This window comes from Pedobacter kyungheensis (assembly GCF_000812965.1).
GTDB lineage: Bacteria > Bacteroidota > Bacteroidia > Sphingobacteriales > Sphingobacteriaceae > Pedobacter > Pedobacter kyungheensis.
On record NZ_JSYN01000001.1, the window covers coordinates 151,308 to 173,589 of the forward strand.

At 41.4% G+C, this 22,282-nt stretch carries 16 protein-coding genes; 6 read left to right on the forward strand and 10 right to left on the reverse strand.

What is annotated here, in order from left to right; all coding sequences use genetic code 11:
- Positions 1-205 precede the first annotated feature (205 nt).
- The 6 genes from OC25_RS00560 (at position 206) to OC25_RS00585 (ending at position 10,177) form a co-directional block, all read left to right on the forward strand.
- On the forward strand, positions 206-3,370 hold the full coding sequence (locus OC25_RS00560; RefSeq protein ID WP_052265851.1) for a SusC/RagA family TonB-linked outer membrane protein: 3,165 nt from the start codon (positions 206-208) through the stop codon (positions 3,368-3,370).
- Positions 3,371-3,380: 10 nt separating this feature from the next.
- Entirely contained in the window at positions 3,381-4,904 is a 1,524-nt protein-coding gene (locus OC25_RS00565; protein WP_039470635.1) for a RagB/SusD family nutrient uptake outer membrane protein, read from the forward strand.
- Between the two features lie 22 nt (positions 4,905-4,926).
- Positions 4,927-5,613: a hypothetical protein gene (locus tag OC25_RS26625; protein WP_156131350.1), complete on the forward strand. Its 687-nt coding sequence runs from the start codon at positions 4,927-4,929 to the stop codon at positions 5,611-5,613.
- A 76-nt stretch (positions 5,614-5,689) separates the two neighbouring features.
- On the forward strand, positions 5,690-6,667 hold the full coding sequence (locus OC25_RS00575) for a DUF5007 domain-containing protein (RefSeq protein ID WP_167335345.1): 978 nt from the start codon (positions 5,690-5,692) through the stop codon (positions 6,665-6,667).
- Positions 6,668-6,943: 276 nt separating this feature from the next.
- Complete coding sequence (locus tag OC25_RS00580) at positions 6,944-9,130, forward strand: alpha-galactosidase (RefSeq protein WP_039470740.1); 2,187 nt, start codon at positions 6,944-6,946, stop codon at positions 9,128-9,130.
- A 54-nt stretch (positions 9,131-9,184) separates the two neighbouring features.
- Positions 9,185-10,177 (forward strand): FAD:protein FMN transferase, encoded by a 993-nt coding sequence (locus OC25_RS00585; protein ID WP_039470637.1) that lies wholly within the window; start codon positions 9,185-9,187, stop codon positions 10,175-10,177.
- 67 nt (positions 10,178-10,244) lie between these two features.
- Here the strand turns inward: OC25_RS00585 and OC25_RS00590 are convergent, their stop codons facing one another.
- The 10 genes from OC25_RS00590 to OC25_RS00635 all read right to left on the reverse strand — a co-directional run bounded on the left by OC25_RS00590 (position 10,245) and on the right by OC25_RS00635 (position 22,279).
- Positions 10,245-12,440, reverse strand: coding sequence for a PepSY domain-containing protein (locus OC25_RS00590; RefSeq protein ID WP_039470638.1), 2,196 nt, complete (start codon positions 12,438-12,440; stop codon positions 10,245-10,247).
- A 15-nt stretch (positions 12,441-12,455) separates the two neighbouring features.
- A complete protein-coding gene (locus OC25_RS00595) occupies positions 12,456-12,950 on the reverse strand; it encodes a DUF2271 domain-containing protein (RefSeq protein ID WP_039470639.1) in 495 nt (164 codons plus the stop codon).
- 3 nt (positions 12,951-12,953) lie between these two features.
- The gene (locus tag OC25_RS00600) at positions 12,954-14,462 is read right to left on the reverse strand and encodes an ankyrin repeat domain-containing protein (protein WP_039470642.1); all 1,509 of its coding nucleotides are present in this window, start codon (positions 14,460-14,462) and stop codon (positions 12,954-12,956) included.
- 193 nt (positions 14,463-14,655) lie between these two features.
- A complete protein-coding gene (locus OC25_RS00605; RefSeq protein WP_039470644.1) occupies positions 14,656-15,126 on the reverse strand; it encodes a hypothetical protein in 471 nt (156 codons plus the stop codon).
- 5 nt (positions 15,127-15,131) lie between these two features.
- Positions 15,132-15,512 (reverse strand): LytR/AlgR family response regulator transcription factor, encoded by a 381-nt coding sequence (locus tag OC25_RS00610; protein ID WP_052265853.1) that lies wholly within the window; start codon positions 15,510-15,512, stop codon positions 15,132-15,134.
- A gap of 207 nt (positions 15,513-15,719) precedes the next feature.
- A complete protein-coding gene (locus OC25_RS00615) occupies positions 15,720-17,015 on the reverse strand; it encodes an esterase-like activity of phytase family protein (protein ID WP_039470646.1) in 1,296 nt (431 codons plus the stop codon).
- Between the two features lie 89 nt (positions 17,016-17,104).
- Positions 17,105-18,784, reverse strand: coding sequence for a S1C family serine protease (locus tag OC25_RS00620; protein ID WP_039470647.1), 1,680 nt, complete (start codon positions 18,782-18,784; stop codon positions 17,105-17,107).
- 83 nt (positions 18,785-18,867) lie between these two features.
- Complete coding sequence (locus OC25_RS00625; protein WP_245221827.1) at positions 18,868-20,019, reverse strand: TlpA disulfide reductase family protein; 1,152 nt, start codon at positions 20,017-20,019, stop codon at positions 18,868-18,870.
- Between the two features lie 18 nt (positions 20,020-20,037).
- A complete protein-coding gene (locus tag OC25_RS00630; protein ID WP_167335346.1) occupies positions 20,038-21,459 on the reverse strand; it encodes a PKD-like family lipoprotein in 1,422 nt (473 codons plus the stop codon).
- A 10-nt stretch (positions 21,460-21,469) separates the two neighbouring features.
- On the reverse strand, positions 21,470-22,279 hold the full coding sequence (locus OC25_RS00635) for a DUF4843 domain-containing protein (protein ID WP_082018462.1): 810 nt from the start codon (positions 22,277-22,279) through the stop codon (positions 21,470-21,472).
- Positions 22,280-22,282 lie beyond the last annotated feature (3 nt).

Below are 22,282 nucleotides of genomic sequence, written 5' to 3' on the forward strand. Positions count from 1 at the left end.
AAATTAGTTTAAAATTAGGGGCTAAGCAAAAAAATTAACACTCATTTACCTACTTATAACAAAAAATTAATACCATTTTGAGCGAAAATCACCTTTTAAGAGTTTATACGTTAAAATCCAACTACCTAATGTTAAAATACGTTAATTTTCTGTAAAATAATGGATATAATTTAGTCTTAACTAAACAGTTAACCAACTAAATTTTATGAAACTAAACTTTACACAAACCAGTCCGAAAATTTTAATTGGAATTTTCTTCTACCTCTTAATCCCCTGGCTGGCCATGGCGCAGACCAAAATAAGCGGTGTAGTGCTCGACGAATCGAAGCGGCCTTTACCCGGCGCAACAATTGTTGAAAAAGGCACCAAAAACGGAACCGTAACCAATGCAGAAGGGCGTTACACCCTGACGGTAAAAAGTTCAAATTCAATACTGGTAGTTAGTATGATTGGCTACCTCGGCAAAGAAGAAGCTGCCAGCGGCAAAACAAGTGTTAATTTTACATTAGGCGAAAACAACCAGACACTTAGCGAAGTTGTAACCATCGGTTACCAAAGTATTAGCAGAAAGAAAGCAACAGCAGCCATTTCGAGTATTTCGGCAAAGGAACTGGCCAACTTACCAGCGGCTAGTTTCGATCAGTTACTACAAGGCCGTGTTTCGGGGGTAAACGTACAGAATTTCTCTGGTGCTCCCGGTTCGGCCCCAACGGTATCGGTACGTGGTAACTCACAAGTAAGCAGAGGTTACGACGAATTTAACGTAATTAATTCGCCACTTTATGTGGTTGACGGAGTACCACAGCCAACCGAATCGTATGTTGGCCCGGGTGTGGGTACGGGAAGTAACTACCTTGCTGGTTTAAACCCTGCCGATATCGAATCAATCGACATCCTTAAAGATGCTTCGGCCGCAGCCATTTACGGATCGCGTGCTGCCAATGGAGTAATCTTAATTACCACCAAAAAAGGAATGAGTGGCGAACCAAGAATCAACATCAGTGCTTATGCTGGTTTAACCGAAAGGCCTAATTTACGCGATGTTACGCTCGGAACCACAGAGCGCAGACAAAAAATGGAAGTATTGCAGCGACAACTGAGCTATGCAGACCAAAAACAACTTCCATATCTGTTAACTGATAGTTTAAACCCCGCCTACAATGGCAATACCGATTGGCAGGATCTTTTTTACCAAACCGGTAGAATAACCAACGGCGATTTAAACGTGAGCGGTGGTGGAGACAACGGCATGGTTTACCGCTTTAGCGGAGGCTACTACAATGAGGAAGGGATTATTAAAGCAACAGGCTTTAAAAGATACTCTGGCAGGATTAACCTGACCACAAGGGCATTAAAGCAAAAACTGATGATTAACCCTATTTTTGCCTACTCGCGCTCTGACCGCGCAAGGGGAAATGGCAGCAACAACAGCCCTATTAGTTTAGGTGCCGGTAACATGCCTTCTTCCCTACTCAACCTTGATGAGGATAAAAAAGCCTTTTATTTAGGTGCCTATAGCGAAAACCTGGATAAGAACATCAGCAACCAGCTTACCATTAACCTCAATTTAAGCTACGAGTTTAACAAACATTTATCTTTAACTTCTCAATCTTCTTATTTACAAAACAGCGCAAGGCGTGATCTGAGTACCAGCAGCCTGCTCAATAACGGGCAAGGTAACTCGGCTTACAGCTATGCTGACAATGGTATAACCGCCCAAACTTCTAACTTTTTAAGCTACAACAACAAGTTTGGCAAACACTCAGTTAGTGTTATTGCCGGTCAGGATATCTTGTACAACCAGTTCCAATACACTACGGCTTCGGGTTATAACGGTCCATCAGATAACATCCAGGTGGTAAGTGGTTTCCAGCAATCAAAAATTGGCGCCAGTTCTGATTACCAGGCTTTCGGCTTATTATCTTACTATGGCAGGCTGGCTTACGATTTCGACAGCAAATACCTGTTATCTGTTTCTACCAGGGCTGATGCCTCATCGCGTTTCGGTAAAAACAATAAATGGGGTTTCTTCCCGTCGGCATCAATTGGCTGGCTACTTACTGAGGAAAGCTTCATGAAAAACTGGACTAAAAACCCTTTCACCATGGCTAAAATCAGGGCCAGTATTGGTAATTCGGGTAACGATCCGAAAAGAAACTACCTGCAATACAACTTGTATCAGGTTAACAATGGCGGCTTTGATGGTAACGGAGGAGCAACATCGTACAACGGTGTAACAGCCATTACCCCCAATTTATATGATGGTGTGGCCCAAAGCAACCTGAGCTGGGAAAAATCAATGCAGTGGAATATTGGTACCGATCTCGAAATTAAAAACGGCAAATACGGTTTAACCTTCGATGTGTACAACAAAGAATCATCTTTGCAATTATTTAGCTTAAACTTACCACTAACTACAGGTTACGATCTGGCTTTAACCAACGCTATTGGAGTAAGAAACTCAGGAGCTGAAATTTCTTTAATGGCCAACCCCTTCTCTGGTGCATTTAAATGGAATACCCGCTTAAACATATCTTATAACAAAAACCAGATCATGAACCTGCCAAATGGCGGAAGAGACCTGGTATTAAGCGGCGACAGATTTGATAAATCGCATATTCTATCTGTAGGAAGTCCGATTAATGCTTTTTACCTGTACAGAACAAATGGCGTTTTCTCTAAAACCAGCGATATTCCGGCTAACCCTTACACCGGCGAATTGTACCGCAACAGTAATGGTACCTACCAGCAGGGCGATTTTTATCTGGCCGATTTAGATGGCGATGGTTTTATCGATATTTTCAATGATGGAATCAATCCTGACAAGATTCCAATCGGCGATCCAAACCCTAAGTACACCGGCGGCTGGACCAACAACTTCACCTATAAAAATTTCAGTCTGGGTGTATTTGCAACCTTTACTTTCGATCGCGATGTGTTAAACTTATTTGAATCAGATCGTTTTTCTAACTCAACTGATGGTAACGCAATCAGCAATTTTGCCAGTTATTCTACGCCTGATTTAAGTAAAATCAACATCTGGAAAGCACCGGGCGACATGGCCGATTATGCTAAATACGATTTGGGAACTTACCGCTATTACTATACCGGAGCACAGACTTTCTTTTTAGAAAAAGGTGGATACTTCAGGATAAAGAGTGTTAACCTGGCTTACGATCTGCCGGGCAGCACATTGAAAAGACTGGGTGTAAGCAAATTCAGGGTATTTGCCATTGCCGATAACCTGTTTATGTTCCAGCAATCAAAACGCCTGCCAGATGCCGAAGCGGTAAACCCTTACGGCGAATATAACGGAGCAGGTTACCCGATTCCGAAAAAATATACGCTAGGTATCGAAGTTCAATTTTAATAAGAAAGCCATGAGAAATACATATAAAAAATTAAGCATGATTGGGCTGGCACTGGTAGTAATCAGTTTAGCCTCTTGCAAAAAACTGCTTGAGCAGGAACCCAAAAACTCAACCTATTTAGAAGTTTACTGGAAATCGGCTAAAGATGCCCGTAATGCAATAGCCGGCAACTATGCCCTTTTACGTAATGCCTGTACCAACAAAGAAAACAGGTATTACATGTATGGCGATGCCATTGCTAAGAATTATTTTACCATCCAGTACACTGGCGATGGTTTGGAAGGCATCCAAAATGGCGATTTTACCTTTCAGTACAACCTGAATTCATTAGCCAATTACACACTGTATTACAAAACCATAGCCATGTCGAACATTGTAATTGCCAATGTTACGAAAATGACAAACGACCAGCTTAAAGATGTGGAAGATCCGCAAACCTTTAAAAACGGTATTATTGGGCAGGCTTTATTCATCAGGGCATTAAGTTATTTTATGATGGTAAGGGTTTGGGGCGATGTACCACTGGTAACTACGGCTTACGATGATCCGATTACAGCACCTCAGCTTCCGCGCACCAATAAAATTGCGATAATGAAGCAAATTGAAGATGATTGCCACAATGCCGCAAAAATGCTTAGCTGGAGTTACGATAACGCCGGTGATGCGAAGGTTACCGCTAACCGTGGTTCGGTTTATGCTTTGCTTGCACACCTTTACTTATGGCGTGCTACTATGGCTGATGTGAGCACAGATGTAGCTAACCTGGTTGATGTAAACAGCGCTGATACGACCATTAATACCTTAATTGCACGTGGCGGATATACCCAAACCGATACTACCAACTATAGCAGTACTTTTATTGGCCGTTCGCCAGAAGGTATTTTCGAGCTAAACATGAGTGAAAACACCCTGGAAGGTTCTTCAAGTAGCATTGGCACCCGTTTCCTCAACACCAGCTACATCAGTTATTATAACAATACCCCAAGGTTTTACGTAGTTCCGCGCTACCTTACCGATCAGTATGGCTCAGGTACGGTAACCGATATCCGCTACCGTAAAAATTTCGATCTGGTTACGCCCGATAAACCTTTATGCGTCAAATACAGCAATGTAATTTACCGTAACCCCGGTCAGAAATTAGATGCTTACCTGAGCAACAACATGATTATTTTCAGGCTGAGTGATCTTAAATTGCTTAAAGCAGAAATTGCACTATACAAAGGTGATGCCCCAACGGCTACCAACATTATTAACGAGTTCAGAACCAAATACGATCCCGTTCCTAAAAAAGTAGCTGCCGGCTTATCCGTAAGCGCGGTTATGGACGAGTATATTAAGGAGCGTGGTAAAGAAATGTTCCTCGAAGGACACTTGTTTTACGATTTGTTAAGAACACGCAGATACGGCAACATAGTAGATTGGTTACCGGTTGAAAGGTTTAGACGTGAAGGGTTTTACTGGCCAGTAGATCCGGCATTATTCAGAGAAAACCCCAACCTTAAACAAACTACTTACTGGTTAGGAAAAGTTTAAGCAAAATTCAAAAGACACAATCATGAGAAATTATATATCGATATGCGTTTTACTTGTAATGACAGCTTTTGCTGCCTGCAAAAAAGACGATTACAAAAATGATGGAGGTGTAAGTAATGCCTATGTGGATATGACCACCTACGATTACCTCAAATCTAACCCTAAGTTCGATTCGCTCGTAAAAGTGATAGACAAAGCCGGTTTAAAAGATGCGGTTAACGGTGATATTACGCTGTTTGCAACCACCAACTACGGTGTTGTAGATTATGTTGCAGCCAAGAAAAACCAGATTGCCATTCAAACCGGTAAGGAGAACTTCAACTTCGGGATAAAAGATATTCCTTCGAAAGAATTAAGCGATTCGTTAAAAACATACATGTTTGCCGGCAAAATTAACCGCGACCAGATTACACTGGCCGGTAAGCTGTACGACAGTGCCCTTGGCCCGATTCCTAATGTGCAATACATGATTAAATTCAGAAGGAGTTTCGATTACAGCGCTTACGTAAGCTATGTAGATTATGTAACCTATACCAAAGTAATCGGCACCCGTGATGATAAGGAACTGGATCAGAACGCAATTCCCGACAATCAAAAAGACAAAGCTGTCGATTGCCAGACCTCGGGGATTATTACCCGTACCGGAATTATACATGTTTTGAATGGAAACCACAGATTGTTTTTTAATGCACAGCCATTAGGCAATTAATTTAATCGATTATTTACCAGCCGGTTAACACCACTTACGGTAAAATTTGTTAAATACTAATATTTAAACAATGAAAATGAAATACATTTTAGGCTTCATGATGCTGGTAAGCGTTGTAGCCTGTAAAAAGATAGAAAAAGGTTTCCAAAGTGATGGTATCCGTTACAAGGACAATAACCTTTTCGCCAAGCGGGGGCTAATCCTGTACCAGTCAGACCGGATTAACGCTGATGGTTCTACCCCGCCCTATACCTTCAAAATGCTAAACCTGCGCAAAGAAGACGGCAGTCCGGCACCTGCCGAGTTTACCACTACCTACGATATTGTGGTTTTCAAAGACGGGATGGCTTTCAATGCCGAAACCGATACTACAGTTGCACTTTTGAATAAGAAAAGGGAAACACAAAAGAGACTGCCCATGTATTTTAACGAAAGCAGCGGTCAGTTAACCTTCAATAAAGCATCAGCAAACCTGCCTTTAGGCAAATATGTATTTGATGTAGAGATGACCAATGTTACCGGCACCAAACTTTACCCTAAACTGGCCACCATAAACGTGGTAGACCCATTGCCAGAAGATTTGTTTGTGATTACCGACAACGTATCGAACGCGTTTAACGATGCCACGGGTGCTGCAACTCCAATGAGAAACCCTACCATTACCTGTACCAAAATATCAAACACTGGTGCCAGGGCAATTTTGAAAATGGTAGATAAAAATGGCAGGACCTTTAACCCTAAAGCAGGCGAAATTATCGCCCGGGGCGACAGGCCGATTTTTGAAAACTATGCCAAATTTAACCCGGTAATTAAAACCGATACGGCTATGATTTGCGATTTCGAAGTAGCGCCATTTCCATTAACCAAATATGTAACACCAACTACCGATTGGGGATTTTTGATGTACTACCGGATTCCAAGCCAGTTTGTAACCATCGATAATTTCCCCGCTTCGCTGGGCACATTTTCGGTAAACCCACGTTGGTCGTGGCAATTAAAATTAGAAGGTACCTACGTTATCCAGGTAAAATTTTCGGATGTTACCAAAAAGTAGAAATAGTTAGTTAATTTTATTATGAAAAGGGCAATTACCGGATGGTATTGCCCTTTTTTGATGAATATTAAAACCCGGCATCAAAACATTCCAGTATAATTGAGTTAAATTATGTTAAGTAATGGTTAATTTCAACTACTAAACAAAACAGCATTGTTTACAATTTTACAACTAGTGTTTAAGCTTTTTAAGCCCCGGAATATGCCTGCATTAAACCAAAGATTTGTATACCCAATAGGACCTTATGCTGAAATATGGGGTTCAATTAAAAGAATTATGAGCAAAAAACAACTGAACCTATTTTTACTGTCGATGGTACTTTGTGCGGGTACTTATGCCCAGAAAACAATCGAAATTGCGACCAAAAACAATGTACTCATTTTAGAAACCGATCAGGAGCAATCCTTATTATCGACTTATCTGGGCAAAAAACTCAACAATAGTGAAGAATACCCGGGCATACAAAAGTTAGATAAGTATAAACCCGGATCAGACGACCTTTTAAACAAACGTGAAGCCTACATTGCCTCCGGCTCGGTTAATTTACTTGAACCTGCTTTGAGTGTAACCCATGCCGATGGTAATAAATCGACCGTACTGGCCTTTAGCGAAGTAAATACGGAACAGCTCGATCAAAATCGCAAACTCACCAGTGTGATACTCAAAGACCCGAAATACAATTTCAGGGTTACCCTAAAATACCTGGCTTATTACAACGAAAATGTAATTGAGCAATGGGCGGAAATTACACATAACGAGAAAGGTAGCGTGGTACTCAATAAATATGCTTCGGCCAACCTCACCCTAAGCGGTAAAAAATTCTTCTTAAAAAGTCATTACAGTGGTGCTACACGCGAAATGCGCTCGGAAGAAGCGCAACTTTTACACGGCATTAAAACCATCGATTCGAAACTCGGCACCCGCACCAACCTGCTGCACTCCTCTTCCTTTATGCTCTCTATCGATCAGCCCGCTACCGAAGACCTGGGCGAAGTAATTGCAGGATCTTTGGAATGGACCGGCAATTTTAAACTCGAATACGAAACTTTCGACGAGTATTATGTTCGTGTTACTGCGGGCATCAACAATTTCTCATCAAACTATACCCTTAAAGCGGGCGAAAATTTTGTTACCCCACGCTTTGTTTATACCTACTCTGCCAACGGAAAAGGCGAAGCCAGCCGCAACCTGCAAAACTGGGCGCGCAATTACCAGCTGGCCGACGGTAAAGGCGAGCGCGCTACCATTTTAAACAACTGGGAAACCACTTATTTCGATTTCAATGATGAGAAATTAAACGAGCTGACCAAAGACACCAAAAAACTGGGCGTTGATGTTTTCTTGCTTGATGATGGTTGGTTTGGCAACAAATATCCACGCAATGGCTCAACATCAGGCCTGGGCGACTGGCAATACAACAGGCAAAAGCTCAAAAACGGCATCAGTACTTTGGGTAAAGAAGCTACAGCCAGTGGCGTAAAATTTGGTATCTGGATTGAGCCCGAAATGGTTAACCCCAAAAGTGAACTTTACGAAAAGCATCCCGATTGGGTAATCAGGCAGCCAGAGCGCAAAGAATATTACATGCGCAACCAGCTGGTACTCGATTTAAGCAATCCAAAAGTACAGGATTTTGTGTACCAAACGGTTGAAGATCTTTTTAAAGAAGTGCCTGAGCTGGCTTTTATTAAATGGGATTGTAATTCACTGATCTACAATGCGCATTCACCAACTTTAAAAAACCAGGACCATTTTTACCTCGAGTACATCCGCGGGTTAAACAATGTATTGGAGCGGATCAGAAAAAAATACCCTAAAACACCCATGATGCTTTGCGCCGGGGGCGGATCGAGGGTAGATTATGCTGCACTGAAATACTTTACCGAATTTTGGCCCAGCGATAACACCAACCCCTACGACCGTATTTTTATCCAGTGGGAATATTCGTATTATTTTCCATCTATCGCTGTCGACAACCACATTACCGATATGGGTAAGCAGCCCATTAAATTTAAAACCGATGTGGCCATGATGGGCAAACTGGGTTACGATGTGCGCGTAAACGAGCTCAGCAAAAACGACCTGCTTTTCAGTCAAAATGCGGTGCAAACCTACAACAATTTTAAAGATATTGTTTGGCACGGGCAGCAATACCGCCTGCAGGATCCTTACGAAAATAAAATTGCATCCATTGCCTACGTTGATGAAGCCCAAAATCAGGTGGTAATTTTTAACTATTATGTGGCAACCCTGTTTACCAATGGCGTTATTTTGCCAATTAAACTCAAAGGATTAGACCCGGCAAAAAAATATAAAATAGAAGAAATTAACCTCTATCCTAACACCAAATCCCCTATCGATAAAGAGAAAGTATATTCGGGCGATTTCTTAATGAAAGTTGGTTTTAACCCGGAGGTAAACAGCAACAGAACCAGTGTGGTTTTAAAAGTACAGGCACAATAACAATAGTTGGAAGCGGGCATTTAGCAGTATATTTGCATCGAATTGAAGATGTAAATGAAAAGAATACTGCTAGCTGCCCTGATCCTCTCGTGTTTAAGTACCCATGCCCAGATTATTAGAAAAAGAACCACACTTTTAATGGGTGGTCGCTTCGATATTACCATTTCGGCCGTAGATTCGCTCTCGGCCGAAAACAACATCGATACTGTAATTGCCGAAATCAGCCGGATAGAAAATCTCATTTCCGATTGGAAAACGACTTCGCAGGTATCGGCGGTAAACCAAAATGCAGGTATTGCGCCGGTAAAGGTAAGTGCCGAAGTATTTGCTTTAACGGAGCGCGCTATTGCGCTTTCTAAAATTACCAATGGAGCATTCGACGTCAGTTTTGCCGCTATGGACCGTATCTGGAAGTTTGATGGCACAATGACTAAAATGCCAGCTGCTGAAGTCATTAAGCATTCAGTTGCGAAAGTAGGGTACCAAAATATCATCTTAAATAAACAACAGTCAACCATTTTCTTAAAGCTAAAAGGAATGAAAATCGGCTTTGGTGCTTTGGGCGAAGGCTATGCAGCCGATAGATGCCGCGAAATGATGCTTACCAGGGGAATAAAGGCGGGTATTGTAAATGCATCGGGTGATATGAGTACCTGGGGTAAACAACCTAACGGCGATGACTGGAGCATTGGTATTACCAACCCTTTGCGTGAAGATACTTTGCTGGCGGTAATCCCGCTGAAAAAAAGTGCAGTGGTTACCTCGGGGAGTTACCGCAAATTTGTAACTTTTAACGGCAAACGGTATTCGCACATTATTAACCCGGCAACAGGTTATCCCGCTACAGGATTAATCAGTGTAACCATATTTGGCCCAAGTGCCGAAATGGCTAATGGTTTAAGTACCTCTACTATGGTTTTAGGAAAAATAGCCGGCGCTCAGCTAATTAAAAAATACCCTGAATACAGTTACATCATCATTACCGATAAAGGCGAAATCCTGACTTCGAAAGATATTAAGCTGCCGGGGCATGTACCTGGAAAGTAATGTTTAACCAACCTTTCTAAATTAAAAAACCTCGCAGGATTTAAAATCCTGCGAGGTTAAAATCCGTCTAATAACAATCGGTTAACACCTGATTTCGCGATTGATAAAAGGATAAAGGTTGTCCTGTCTTTTCCTGGCAGATTTCTTCCAGGATCTGTAAAATATCTTTTTGCATGGCCAGCGATCCGCAGATCATTACCACGGCCGATTCGGCAAGGCTTTGCGCCACAAAACCAGCTTCGGCAAGAATCAGATCGCTTACATATTGTTTATTTCCCTCGCGCGAAAAGGCAATTTTCAAATCACTTACCTTTTCAGCTGATTTCATCTCTCCCAAAAACTGCTGAAAGGGTTCGAAAGAAGCGTTTTCTCTAAAACCACAAAACAAATGGCAAGACACTTTAGCGGTATTTTCGCTAATCATACCTAAAAATGGCGCTATTCCGGTTCCATTCGAAATCATAATTACTTTCCCAGTTTTTTCAGGGAAATAGAAATGTGGATTTTTAACCACTTTAGCTCTTAAAAGCGAATCAGACTTAAGATTATGCAAAAATCCCGATCCTAAACCATCCGGATGTAAACGAATGCTTAGTTGTATGGTGTTATCGATTACCCCTATCGAGTACAATCGCTCACGATGATCGTTTGCAGGATAAATAGCCAGCAAATCGCCCGATTTGGCTTTCAGTTTACCTTTGGCACTCAATCTGATCTGGAAAACACCTTCCGTTCTAGTCTGGCCGGTGTTCGACTGGACTATAAAATTTTTCAGCTTTTTGGGTTGCGCTGCTTTTTGGGCAGAAAGTCCATTTACTGCTACGCCGCTCATTTGCGACCATGCCTCTTCCCATAACTGCAAATCTTGTGGCGATTTATCGTTAACAGTATGAATATCAATTAGTGGAGTGGCCCAGGATTCCTTAGAAAGGCTGTTGTGTACATCGAAGGCGAATTTGCAAAAATCGGGATAAGCTTTTGATCCAAATCCTAAAACCGAATAATGCACAGTCTGGCTTTGTGCGGTTTGCGTTATCTTCTTTAAAAACCTACCCGCATTAGCAGGGGGATCACCCAATCCGTAAGTAGAAGTAAAAATAATCAATTGCTCTGCCTTTGGGAACAGCGTGTAATTATTCAGGGTGGTGAGGTACGATTTTTTGCCCTGCTTAAGTAAGCTTTTGTGCAAAGCAATGGCATAACCGTGGGTGCTGCCGTTCTCTGAGCCTGTTAAAATGATGAAATTACAATCAGCAGCTTTATACTTGTTTTTACTGCGTTTTGATATACGTTTTAAAGTAATGGCAAATCCCGAGTAAATGAAAAATAGAATTCCGATGGATGAAATACCCAATACCACCGCCCAAACTACATTGGTTCTGCCGGTATGAATATCGAGACTTAAATTATTCAATAATAGTGTAAAAGGATATTTATTTTCGGCCAGTACCTCGCCAGTAAGCTGGTTTACTGCAATTTCGCGGTCTTTAAGTGTTAGGATAAAATAATCTTCTACATCTTCAGAAAAAGGAAATTCGATCGACTGTACATCAGCCAAACTGATGTTTTTGAAAACTTCAAAATCTTTCAGTTTTTTTACCGGGCTGGCCTTAATGTGATCGGGGTTTACATCTACACTGGTTTTTACTGTTTTTAAGATGCCGAGGGTATTTAATGAGAGGTAAGTACCACTTATCGCAATAATCAGAATCGGAATGAGTAAAATACGACCTAAAATAACATGGTAATATTGCGAAAAACCATCCTTTTGTATTTTAGCAAAAAACCGTCTGATGCCCCTTTGGCGCTGAATGGTTAACAAAATGCCCGAAATGGCAATGAGCGCAAGCAAAAATGCAGTTAAACCAATAAATAACCGACCAGTTTCGTGCAGAAAAAGCGAACGGTGCAAAGTGGTTACCCATTGAAAAAACTCATTCTTTTTACCGGGTATTCCTAAAACTTTACCATTCTTAGGGTCAATATATGCTTTTACATCATCACCATTATTATCAATGGCCTGCAAAAGCACAAACCTGCCATGTTCTACGGTAATGCTCGTAATTTCGCTGTATTGGGTTTTAAGTGTAGGAATAACCGTAGCAACATCGGTATTTTGAAGATTACCAGCCGCGTAAGGTTTTACTTTTTGGCTGATGGGCTCTGCAGAAAGTATAATGCCCGTAACCGCAGCCAGTAGCAGAAAAATAAAAGAAGATACAGCCAGGGTTAAGTGGCTGTATCTCCAAACTTTAGTAATCATAGTTTTAACTGAATTTTAATTCGCGCTAAAACGTACGTATCTGATAAATCCGGTACCATCGGTTTTGGCTGCAAGCGCCTCGGTAGTTAATGGAATTTCGAGATCTTTAACATAGTATTCTTTGTCTTCAACTGCAGTTTCGAAACGCAATTTATAACCGGCATTGATTTTAGCTTTTTCAATTTCAATTACCGAAACACCACGGTCGCCACCGGTTAATGAAGCTCCGGTAACCGCACTGATATTGGTTGGTTTCTGTGCGTAAAATTTATGCCACTCTTTTAAACTCTTGTACCATTTTTTGTCAGAACCCAGCACATAAAGTGTTTTATTGTATTGTCCTTTGGCATCAACCAGCGAGATCACGATATAGGCACCCTCGCCCATGTAATTCGTCATCTGGATCATACATTTATATTTTGCCGAAGCGGCATTTTGCGCATTTACCTGTGTTGGTTTAAAAAATGCAAGCGCACAAAAAAGTAAAGTTATTTTAAGTAAGTTATTCATATTCTATTTTAAAAAGCTAAGTGATACATTTCCTTTGGTTAGCGATTCGTTCTCGCTGGCCAGGTCAAAAGCGCTCTCATCGAAACTGGTTTTGGCTTCTTTTTTAGCACCAATGCTCAAAAGATATTTTAGCATCACATCGTCTTTGGAGATCATTGCCGCTTTGTGCAAAGGTGTAATGCCTTCTTTGTTCGGGCTATTTACGTCGATTTTGAAATCCTGCACCCGTTTAACCAAACCTAAATCGCCTTTGGCAACCGCTAAATGATACAAGGTATTGCCATTTTTTTGTGCAGCAGCGAGGTCGAAACCTTTGGCCTGCAATAATTTGAGTTTACCTTCAAATTCTTCGGCTTTAGAAGGTGCTCCCGGAGCAAAACCACGACCTCCTTCTGCACTGCTATACGATTGAATTAAGTAATAAGCCAGGTTATTGCCATCCTTATCCGTTGTTTTTAAATCGGCACCCTTGGCCAATAAATAAGCTACAACTGCAGGCGAATTGCTGTTAACCGCCATAGCCAAAGCACTCAGACCTTTAGTGTTTACCTGATTGATGTTTTTCACTTTTGGCAATAATAAAGCGAGTACTGCTGTATCGCGATTGCTTGCTGCAGCATACATTAAAGGTGTGTTGCCATCAACATCAGCTTGGTTTACATCAACACCGGCTGTAATGAAGTGGGCAATAATATCGTTCTGTTTCGGTTTACGTACCAAAGCATGCAATACATTGCGGCCTTCTTTATTGGTATAGGTAGGCTTAATTTTTAAACTTTCCAGGTATTGATAAACTTCAATGCCATTGCTGCCTCTGCGGCTACCTTCACTTGCAGTAATCAATGCAGCCTGATCAACCGGGATACCTTTAGCCAATAAAGCCTTAAGTGCTTCGATATTACCACTTCTGGCTACATAACCAAAAGCATTTAAGCCATCGGCATCCGTACTTTTTAAATCAAGGCCTTTGCTAACGAAATAATCTGTCAGCTTAAAATCCTTATCACTGGCAATAGCTAAAAGTAAAGCATTGGCTCCGCTACCGTTTACATCAGTTTTTAGATTGGTGCCTTTGGCCAAAAGCAAATCGTAAATTTTGGTATTTGGCTGACCGGAACCGGCAGCAAAAGTTAATGCAGTAACGCCATGGCTATCTTTTAAACCTACGTTAATACCTTTTGATAACAGATAACTTAATATTTCATCGTTTCCACGGTTTGCAGCCCAGTGTAAATAAGTACGGCCATCATGAGTAAGTTTGGTTACCTCGTTTCCGGGCTGAACCAATAAAAATTTAATGGTTTCATTTGGTGCATCAGCGTTAATGGCCATTACAACCGGATCAAAACTCGAACCGTTTAACTGGGCAGGGTTTGCACCTTTTTCGATTTCGGCTTTAACACTGTTTACATCTGGTTTGCCTTGCCAAAAAGCCTGATCGAGCAAGCTGTTTTTCTGTGCCTGTGCAGAAACGCAGCAGAACAAAGTCAGGCCTAGTAATAGTTTTTTCATTGTTTGGGAAATACGGATAAGATATAATCCCCAAAACTAACAAGAATTAGTCTAAATAAAAACCTAAAAGCGATTTATTTGGATAAAACGAAAGAATTAACCAAATACTTAAATTAGTAACAATAGGCGGGTAAATGATAAGCTGGCATTAAACCCCAACATTTTATCATTCCAACATTAAAACTTTGCAACATTACGCATACCGGTCGGCGGTTCGCGTTTTAACCACCTGGTAATACCCCGATACATTGAAACGGCATACCTTAAACACCAATTCTGTTTCGCGTTTGGCTAAAGCATGAATGCCTGGTGTAAAACGTTGCTTAAAGCGATCGGGACAGGTGTCTTTATGGCAAACCACCTCATAACTTTTTTCGCTCTCTACTATAACCTCCTGTACATATTCGGGCCACTGCTTTTTAATGAGCCTGGGTAGCCAGCTAAACTGTTGCATTGCAATTAGCTCGCCCATGCCCTTAACCGCATCTTTGGGCATATCTTCACCAGCGATCTGCTCCCAGCTGTCGTTTTCATCGTGATCGATAATACCAACCACATTACTACCCGAAAGCACCAGCCAGGGATCGTTCATGTTTACACGCATGAGCTGATAAGCGGTATTGGCTAAAAATTCGTTTTCAAATGAGTAAGAGAGCTCGATCATATTTTTCAGTTTTTCATGGGCAGATTATTCAGCCGCATTAATGTTTCAATGGTACCGGAAAAGCGTTTCATGGATATGGGCTTACCTAAATAACACTCAAAATCAGAGTTAGTTTTCTTTACATCGTGCTCGAGGTTGGAAGAGGCATAAATGATAAACCTGGCTTTTGACCTAAGGTGCACAGCAAGTTCTGTTCCCTGCATTCCATCCATATCGATATCTAAGAAAAGGAAATCTACTTTATCGCCTGCACTAATACTTTCCAAAGCATCGATAGGGTTGTTAAAATTATTGGTTACTCTTAAAAAGCGGGTGTCGTTAATGTAATCGGTCAGCGCGTCAATAGCATGCTGTTCGTCATCAACAATCGCACAAGTGTAATACATATGAATAAGTTAAGATAGACAATACAAATCTTGTTAATGTCTGTCTAATTTACAACACTTGTAGTAAAAAAGGGTAAAATTACGGTAAGCAACCGTCTCTTAATAATCTATAAATAACACCCATTCGTTGTAAAAACCTATTCAAAAGCAATAAAAACTGTATTAAACAAATATGGCCAAGCAACTGTACGCTGCGTGGCCATTTTATTAAAGTTTAATTTTTACAAAATAGAGCCGATTGCGATCAACCGCGTTCGTTAAAGGCAAAATTTTCTGTGCAAATCCGCTGGCGCCATTATCTACTACACCAAAATCATCATCATTTGAAATAACCAGGATATTGCCGGGAAGTAGGGCTAAACCTTCGGCTTTATCGTGCGGATATACTTTTGGCAAATCTTTCAATAAATCTAAAACCAGTGTTTTGGTTACCGGCACAACACCGGCAGCACTTAAACCTGCCGCATTGTTAAGCTCCTCAACAGTTTTCCCACCATAAAGCTTACCTGTAGCACCATTTGCTGCGTCAGAAATATCGGTTGCAGCACTGATATCGATTTTAAATACCTTTTTAAAGGCTGCCGGATTAGTTGTTGCACCACCAAATAGCCCATCGCGCTCGATAGTTAAAAAAGTAGTACTGTTTACCGCAACAATATCGCTTACGCCGGTTAAACTTACGTTATCCATTAAATAGGCGTATTGTTTGGTTGCCCCACTAGCAATATCGAAAGTTAAAATCCTTAATACTACCGAATTTGCTGTTGCCGCTTTAGAGGGGTTGTACATAGGCGACTGCATCATGCCTACCAAAGTTTTGCCATCAGGTGTAATGGTAAGTCCTTCCATACCACGGTTGGCCCTCCTGTTGGCAAAAACAGCCGGAATTTTGCGACCACCGGTTCCGCTTCCAAATGGATTAATGCGCTCGATAGTTTTACCTGAAGCATCGAAATGAGCAATGTGCGGTCCGTATTCATCGCTGATCCAAAAAGAGCCATCGGCAGCCCTTACCAAACCTTCAGAGTCGATCCCATCGGCACTTGGTGCAATTACCTGCCCGTTTAAATCGTAGGCAATCTCGCCCGAAGCTCCCATTCCTGCTGGATTTGGAAGCCCGTTCAATTTGCCACCAGCAGCATTTTTAAGCTCGATTACCTGCTCCAATACCAGCTTACCATCTTTAAGCCTGAATTTACCAATCTGCGGATCAAAATCAGGCTTACCAATAATGATGGAGTTAGCCAGCTGCCCGGCTACGTTCGATCCCCTATCAGTAAGCATATAAAAAACATCAGGTGCATTCGGGTCGGTAGCTACGGCTGAGCCAAAACCACCATTGTAAACTTTTACTCCTGCTGTAGTGGTAAACAACACCGCAGGATCTGAAACTTCGGTCATATCCGGATAGCTGATTTCAGCAACAGGTTCTTCATGGTTCTTTTTGCAGGATACCATGCCAATGGCCGCTGCAGTAAATAAGGTTAGTAATGTTCTTTTCATTTAATCGTTTGTATAAAAACAAATGAACCAAGTGAATATGAAACTACTGTTAAGCCAGCAACAAGAATCTGATTTCCGGTTACAAGGGCTTATTTAAGCTGTTCGTTTATAAACTGATACACCACATTGGCCGGCATAAACAAAGCCGCTGTTCTGCTAAAACGGGCAATATTCAATCCGCAAAAATTGCCTTTGGCATCAAATACACCGCTACCGTTTAAATCTGGTGTAAGTGCCAGATCGTGCGCATACACAGCCTTAAATCCATCGCGCCGGGCCGATTTACCGCCAGCAAACTTTTCGGCAGGATGATTTGAACTGCCCTGCCCTACGCCTGCCAGCTTAGCCTTTGCAGAGAGAGGCTTTCCCTCCCTCGTCCAATTGAGGCTAATTTCATCGCCCGGCCAATATTTAGCCATAAAAGGTACAAAATCTGCAGATTTAGCAATGGGTTGTCCATCTATACTCAACAGCTCATCGCCCATTTTTAAACCGATCTCCTCGGCAGGACTTGCGGCTTTAATCAATGAGAATACCACCGGACTGGTATTGTAAGCTACCATAGCCCCAAAATATGGCATGGCCGATATTTTGGGCAAAGTTAAGGCTGTGCTGCTCCATACACTTTGTAAATAGGTTCCATCGTATCTTGCTGTAAATAATAACTGTCCAACGGGGTTTTCGTGGCTTTCGTTTTTTACATCTTTCAGTTCAATTCCACCCTGAATGGTTTCGTTTAAGCCGAGCAAAACCAGGTCATTTTCCTTATCACGGGCAATTACCGATAGATTAAGCATTTTATCCTGAAATTTAATATTAACGGCTTCACCAACCATGCTGTTTTTGGTAACTAGTACCTGTTTAGGTGTTCCTGCTGCATTTGGTACATTAAAAAGTGTTGCTGTAATGGTTTTTATTTCGCCATTAACCGTACTCTTAAGCTCAAAGCTGGTATTTTTAAATTTCGGGCTGTATTTTACGAGATCAAAATCAGTTTTACCAGTTTCGGTATCTTTTTTAATCTGTTTCGCCAATTTATCGGCATCAATTACATCGGTTTGATTGGGGAAAGCGGTATAAATTTTCTCCTGCTGTAGTGCCGTCCAGTATTTGCGGTATAAATCGACCGGAATTTCGAAGTTCATATCTTCGGCTACATCAATAGCACTGTGCAGGCCAATTACCCTTCCTAAATAATCAAACAAAGGACCACCCGAATCGCCGGGCTCCATTTTACAGGTCGACCGGATGAAACCATAGCTATTTTTCACCTCAGCAATTTTCCCCAGTCTTAAAGTAGGCAGTTTTTGGTTTAAACTTTCTGGGTAAGCAATACTGAGGCACATTTCGTTTTTAACCAGACTTTGCGAATAGCCCATTTCGGCAAAAGGCCAGTTGCCTTTGGTTAAAATCTTCATCATGGCCACATCTGGTGCGCCCGGGGTTTCTTTCACTTCAATTTTACCCAAAGCTTCGGCAATGGCTTCCCGGCCATCGGTAAAGAAAACTTTGTAATTGCGACCAGGTTGTACGGTATGTGCAGCGGTTAAAATATAACCATCGGCACTTACTACCACCCCGCTAAATTGCGCAGAGGTGCGTTCATTACGCGTTGTATCGAAACCCCACATCCTCACGCTGGCCGGATAAGCCTTTTTCATTGCAGCTGAAATCACGCTTTCAATCCGGTTTGCTGCCTGATGCTGCGCAGAAGCCCTGGTGAAAAAAAGAAGCATAGCTAAGGCCAGCAACCTGAAATATCTGTTCATAAATGTGTGTTTTATTATTCCTTTTACAAAAAGAGGCCATCCGACTTGCGGACAGCCCCTGAGCGTTATTAATGGGTAGACGATTAATTATTAAATATTTCGGCCAGTTTTTTATTTAGCGGTTCGCCCCTTAAACCATTGCCAATAATGGTTCCATCGCGATCAACCAGGAAACTGGCAGGCACGGCCCTCACCCCATATAAACGGCCTACTTCATTGTTCCAGCCTTTTAAATCGGAAACATGTAACCAAGGTAAACCATCAGTTTCAATGGCTTTTAACCAATTTTCTTTCACATTATCCAACGAAACCGATAAAATCTGAAAGCCTTTATCTTTGTATAGGTTATATTCTTTTACCAGATTAGGATTTTCGGCACGACAAGGACTGCACCAGCTTGCCCAAAACTCAACCAAAACCACTTTTCCTTTTAAGCTGGCTAATGAAACCGGTTTTCCTAAAACATCATTCTGTGTAAATAAAGGGGCTTTTGCACCAATTGCAGTAATGCCACTGGCTGCAATGCGCTGCGCCAGTTCTTTACCCAAATCAGTAGCGCGTAATTCTTTACTCAAAGCATTGAATACAGGCTCTACTTTGGCTACATCTACTTTTGCTCCAGCCGATTCAGATAAGGCTACCAAACCGAAAAATGAATTGGGATGATCTTTTGCAAACTGAAATTGTTTCTCTTCACGGGCTTTGATGTTGTTTCGGTAACGGGTATCTACCGCTTTCATATAAGCCGGATCTTTTTGCTGCTCTGGTGTGCCACTGTTGAAATCGGCATTAACGGCCTTGGTTAGGGCCATAATGGTACCGCCAATGGTTTTGTTATAAGCTGCATATTCGTTGTATACTTTAGAACCGGTAAAAGTTGCATTATCCAACGAATCTTTTGAGCTGATTAACACCTGCTCTTTGCCAAAGTAAAAATAGATCACATCGCCTGTATATACGGCACGTTGTTTACCACCACCAGTATGATCAAGCGCCATGCGGGCATAAGAAATACCCGAAACATTGCCTGTAAAGCGGAAAGTTCCGTTTACCACGACGGTCGAATCTTCGTGCCCAACTCCATTATCCATATAATCGATGTAAGCTTTGGCCGGGGCATTGAGGTTGCCGATTTTTCCGGAAAGGCTAAAATTTGGTGTTTGTGCCGAGGCGATAAAAGGTGCTGCAAGAGCAAGGATTAAGAATTTTATTTTCATTTTTTGTGTTAGTTTCATGATTAATTAGTGGATCGCTTATTTTCTGATTGCCATATCTACAGGAACACCTGGAATGCCTTCGATCTTTTTAATGAATACGCCGTTCATTCCGGTAGCTATGTTTAGAAAGGAAATTGCTTCTTCTGTTCCTACCATCAATCTTTCTTCATCTTCGCTAAGTTTTAGCATAGAAATCGTTTTTCCGGTAAAGCTTGTGGCCAGTTCTCTGAGTTCTTCATTTACAGGATTATACCGGTAAACTTTACTACCATTGGCAATATAGATTACCCCGTTTTTAGCCCCGCTCCATTTTGTATTTTCATTGATTAACTCCTGGCGTATAAAAACGCGTTTATGCTGAGGGGTAAAAGTAAACGGACCGTTAAACTGAACATTAAACTTAAGCTCGTAAATCTTTCCGTCGGCTCCTTTGCAAAAGGCAAAACAATCTGCGTTATTGAGCTGCTCCAAATGGACAAGATCCATACCCACATTCACAGGATCAAAAACAGTTGTTGTGCTAACCGAGTATTGCGTACCAAAATAAACAGGTGCTCCATATAGGTTGATTCTGACAAATTGTTTCCTGTTGCGATCGAAACCAATAAAATAAGTGGCTGCCTGCGTAAAGCTCATTACAAAGGAAGGAGCCAATTCATAGTCGCCATCAGCAGGTAAACCAAACATGCCATAGGTAGCAGCCTGATCCCAGGTACTGGTGGTACCTCCGTAAAATTTGCCGTTTACCACCCCCATCATCACCCCCTGAGGATGTGATATAAGGGAGCCAACCTCAAGATTATCAGGTGTGGTAAAAAAATTATTCCTGAGTGTATTGGGATATTTCGGATCTTCCTGCATGGTATTTGGCTCGAGCCTGATACCACCATTTTTTGTAATAATCCAATACCCTAATAAGGTACTTCCGGTAAATGTATTTCTAAGCAGAAATAAATTTGTGGGGTTTGGAGGCAGATCCTTGCCCTGCATAGCCCTGTATAAACGCGCCTGCACACTGCCGTCTGGTTTTACAAATGAAAATTGCGTTATTCCATTTTCAATGCTTAATACTGTTGTTCCGTTAGCAAATTCGGTTCCGCCATCTACGTAAAAGTTGTGGAAATATTTCATTCCATTAGCTTTGTTAAAAACCGTGAGGCGAGCTGAATACCGTTTGGCCTGCAGGCCGAAGATAATACGTAGTGCCGGTCCGGTATAAAGTACATCATTACCTTCCATTACACTGATTTTCCATTGAAGCTCAATGTTTACAGCATCTGCACTTTCTATTTTTGGTTTGATGATCAAACTATCGCCCACACTTGCGGTGTAAACAGAATCGAGGTTTAATAATTTAGGCTCGACAGGCATATTGATATCATAATTACCAAGGTCTTTATGACATGCGGCAAGAGAAAGCACGCCTATTATTAATATAATTAATTTTCTAATATCCATGTTTTTAGATTTAAATAACTTCATTGCCGTTTTCATCTATAAAATAGTATTTGCCATTTTGCATATTTTTCCGCAAAAGTGTTTTTTTGGCCGGATTTTTTTTATTGTAGAAATAGTAGCTATCTGTATTGCCAGCAGTTACCTCTTCAATTACATATCCTTTTGCTTCATTTTTGGTAACCCAATTAAAAGGGTTGTTTAACATCGTGGTTAACAAACCTATATAATAGAGGTTTTTGGGTGCGTCCAGACCATCAGTCGAGAGTGAGGTTTGTCCGGTTACCAGAATAAACAATTCATGTTTGGTCCTCGAATAAGGAGGCAGCGGCCAGGTATCCCACCAACCAGGTTTTTCCAATTTTGCAGAGAATACTACTTTTGCCCTAATTAAATACGGGTTTTCGATGCCCAGGTCTGGTGTGCCGGTTAATTTGATCAGTATCGAAACCGATCTGTTTTCGAGTTCCTTATCCTTATTATAAATTACTACAGGAATGTATCCTATCCCCCTGTTAGGAAGAATAGAATATTGTGATTTTAGTGCTTCATAATGAACACCAACCTTAGCTGTAGAGGAATCAGCGTCTACCCGTGCACTAAACTTTCTGTCTTCACCGGTTCTTATTCCGGATAAACGTACCGGTAGCCAAACGGTATCCTGAGCTAATGTGGGATTATAGGCAAAAGTTCTTACGATACTGTCTTTATCGCCATTGTAAATATCGAAATAAACATTGGCACTGTGATCAAAACGCATCTCTTCTGCTTTCTTGCAGGAAGCAAGGCAGAATACCGCGAATATTAATATATATATTTTCATAAT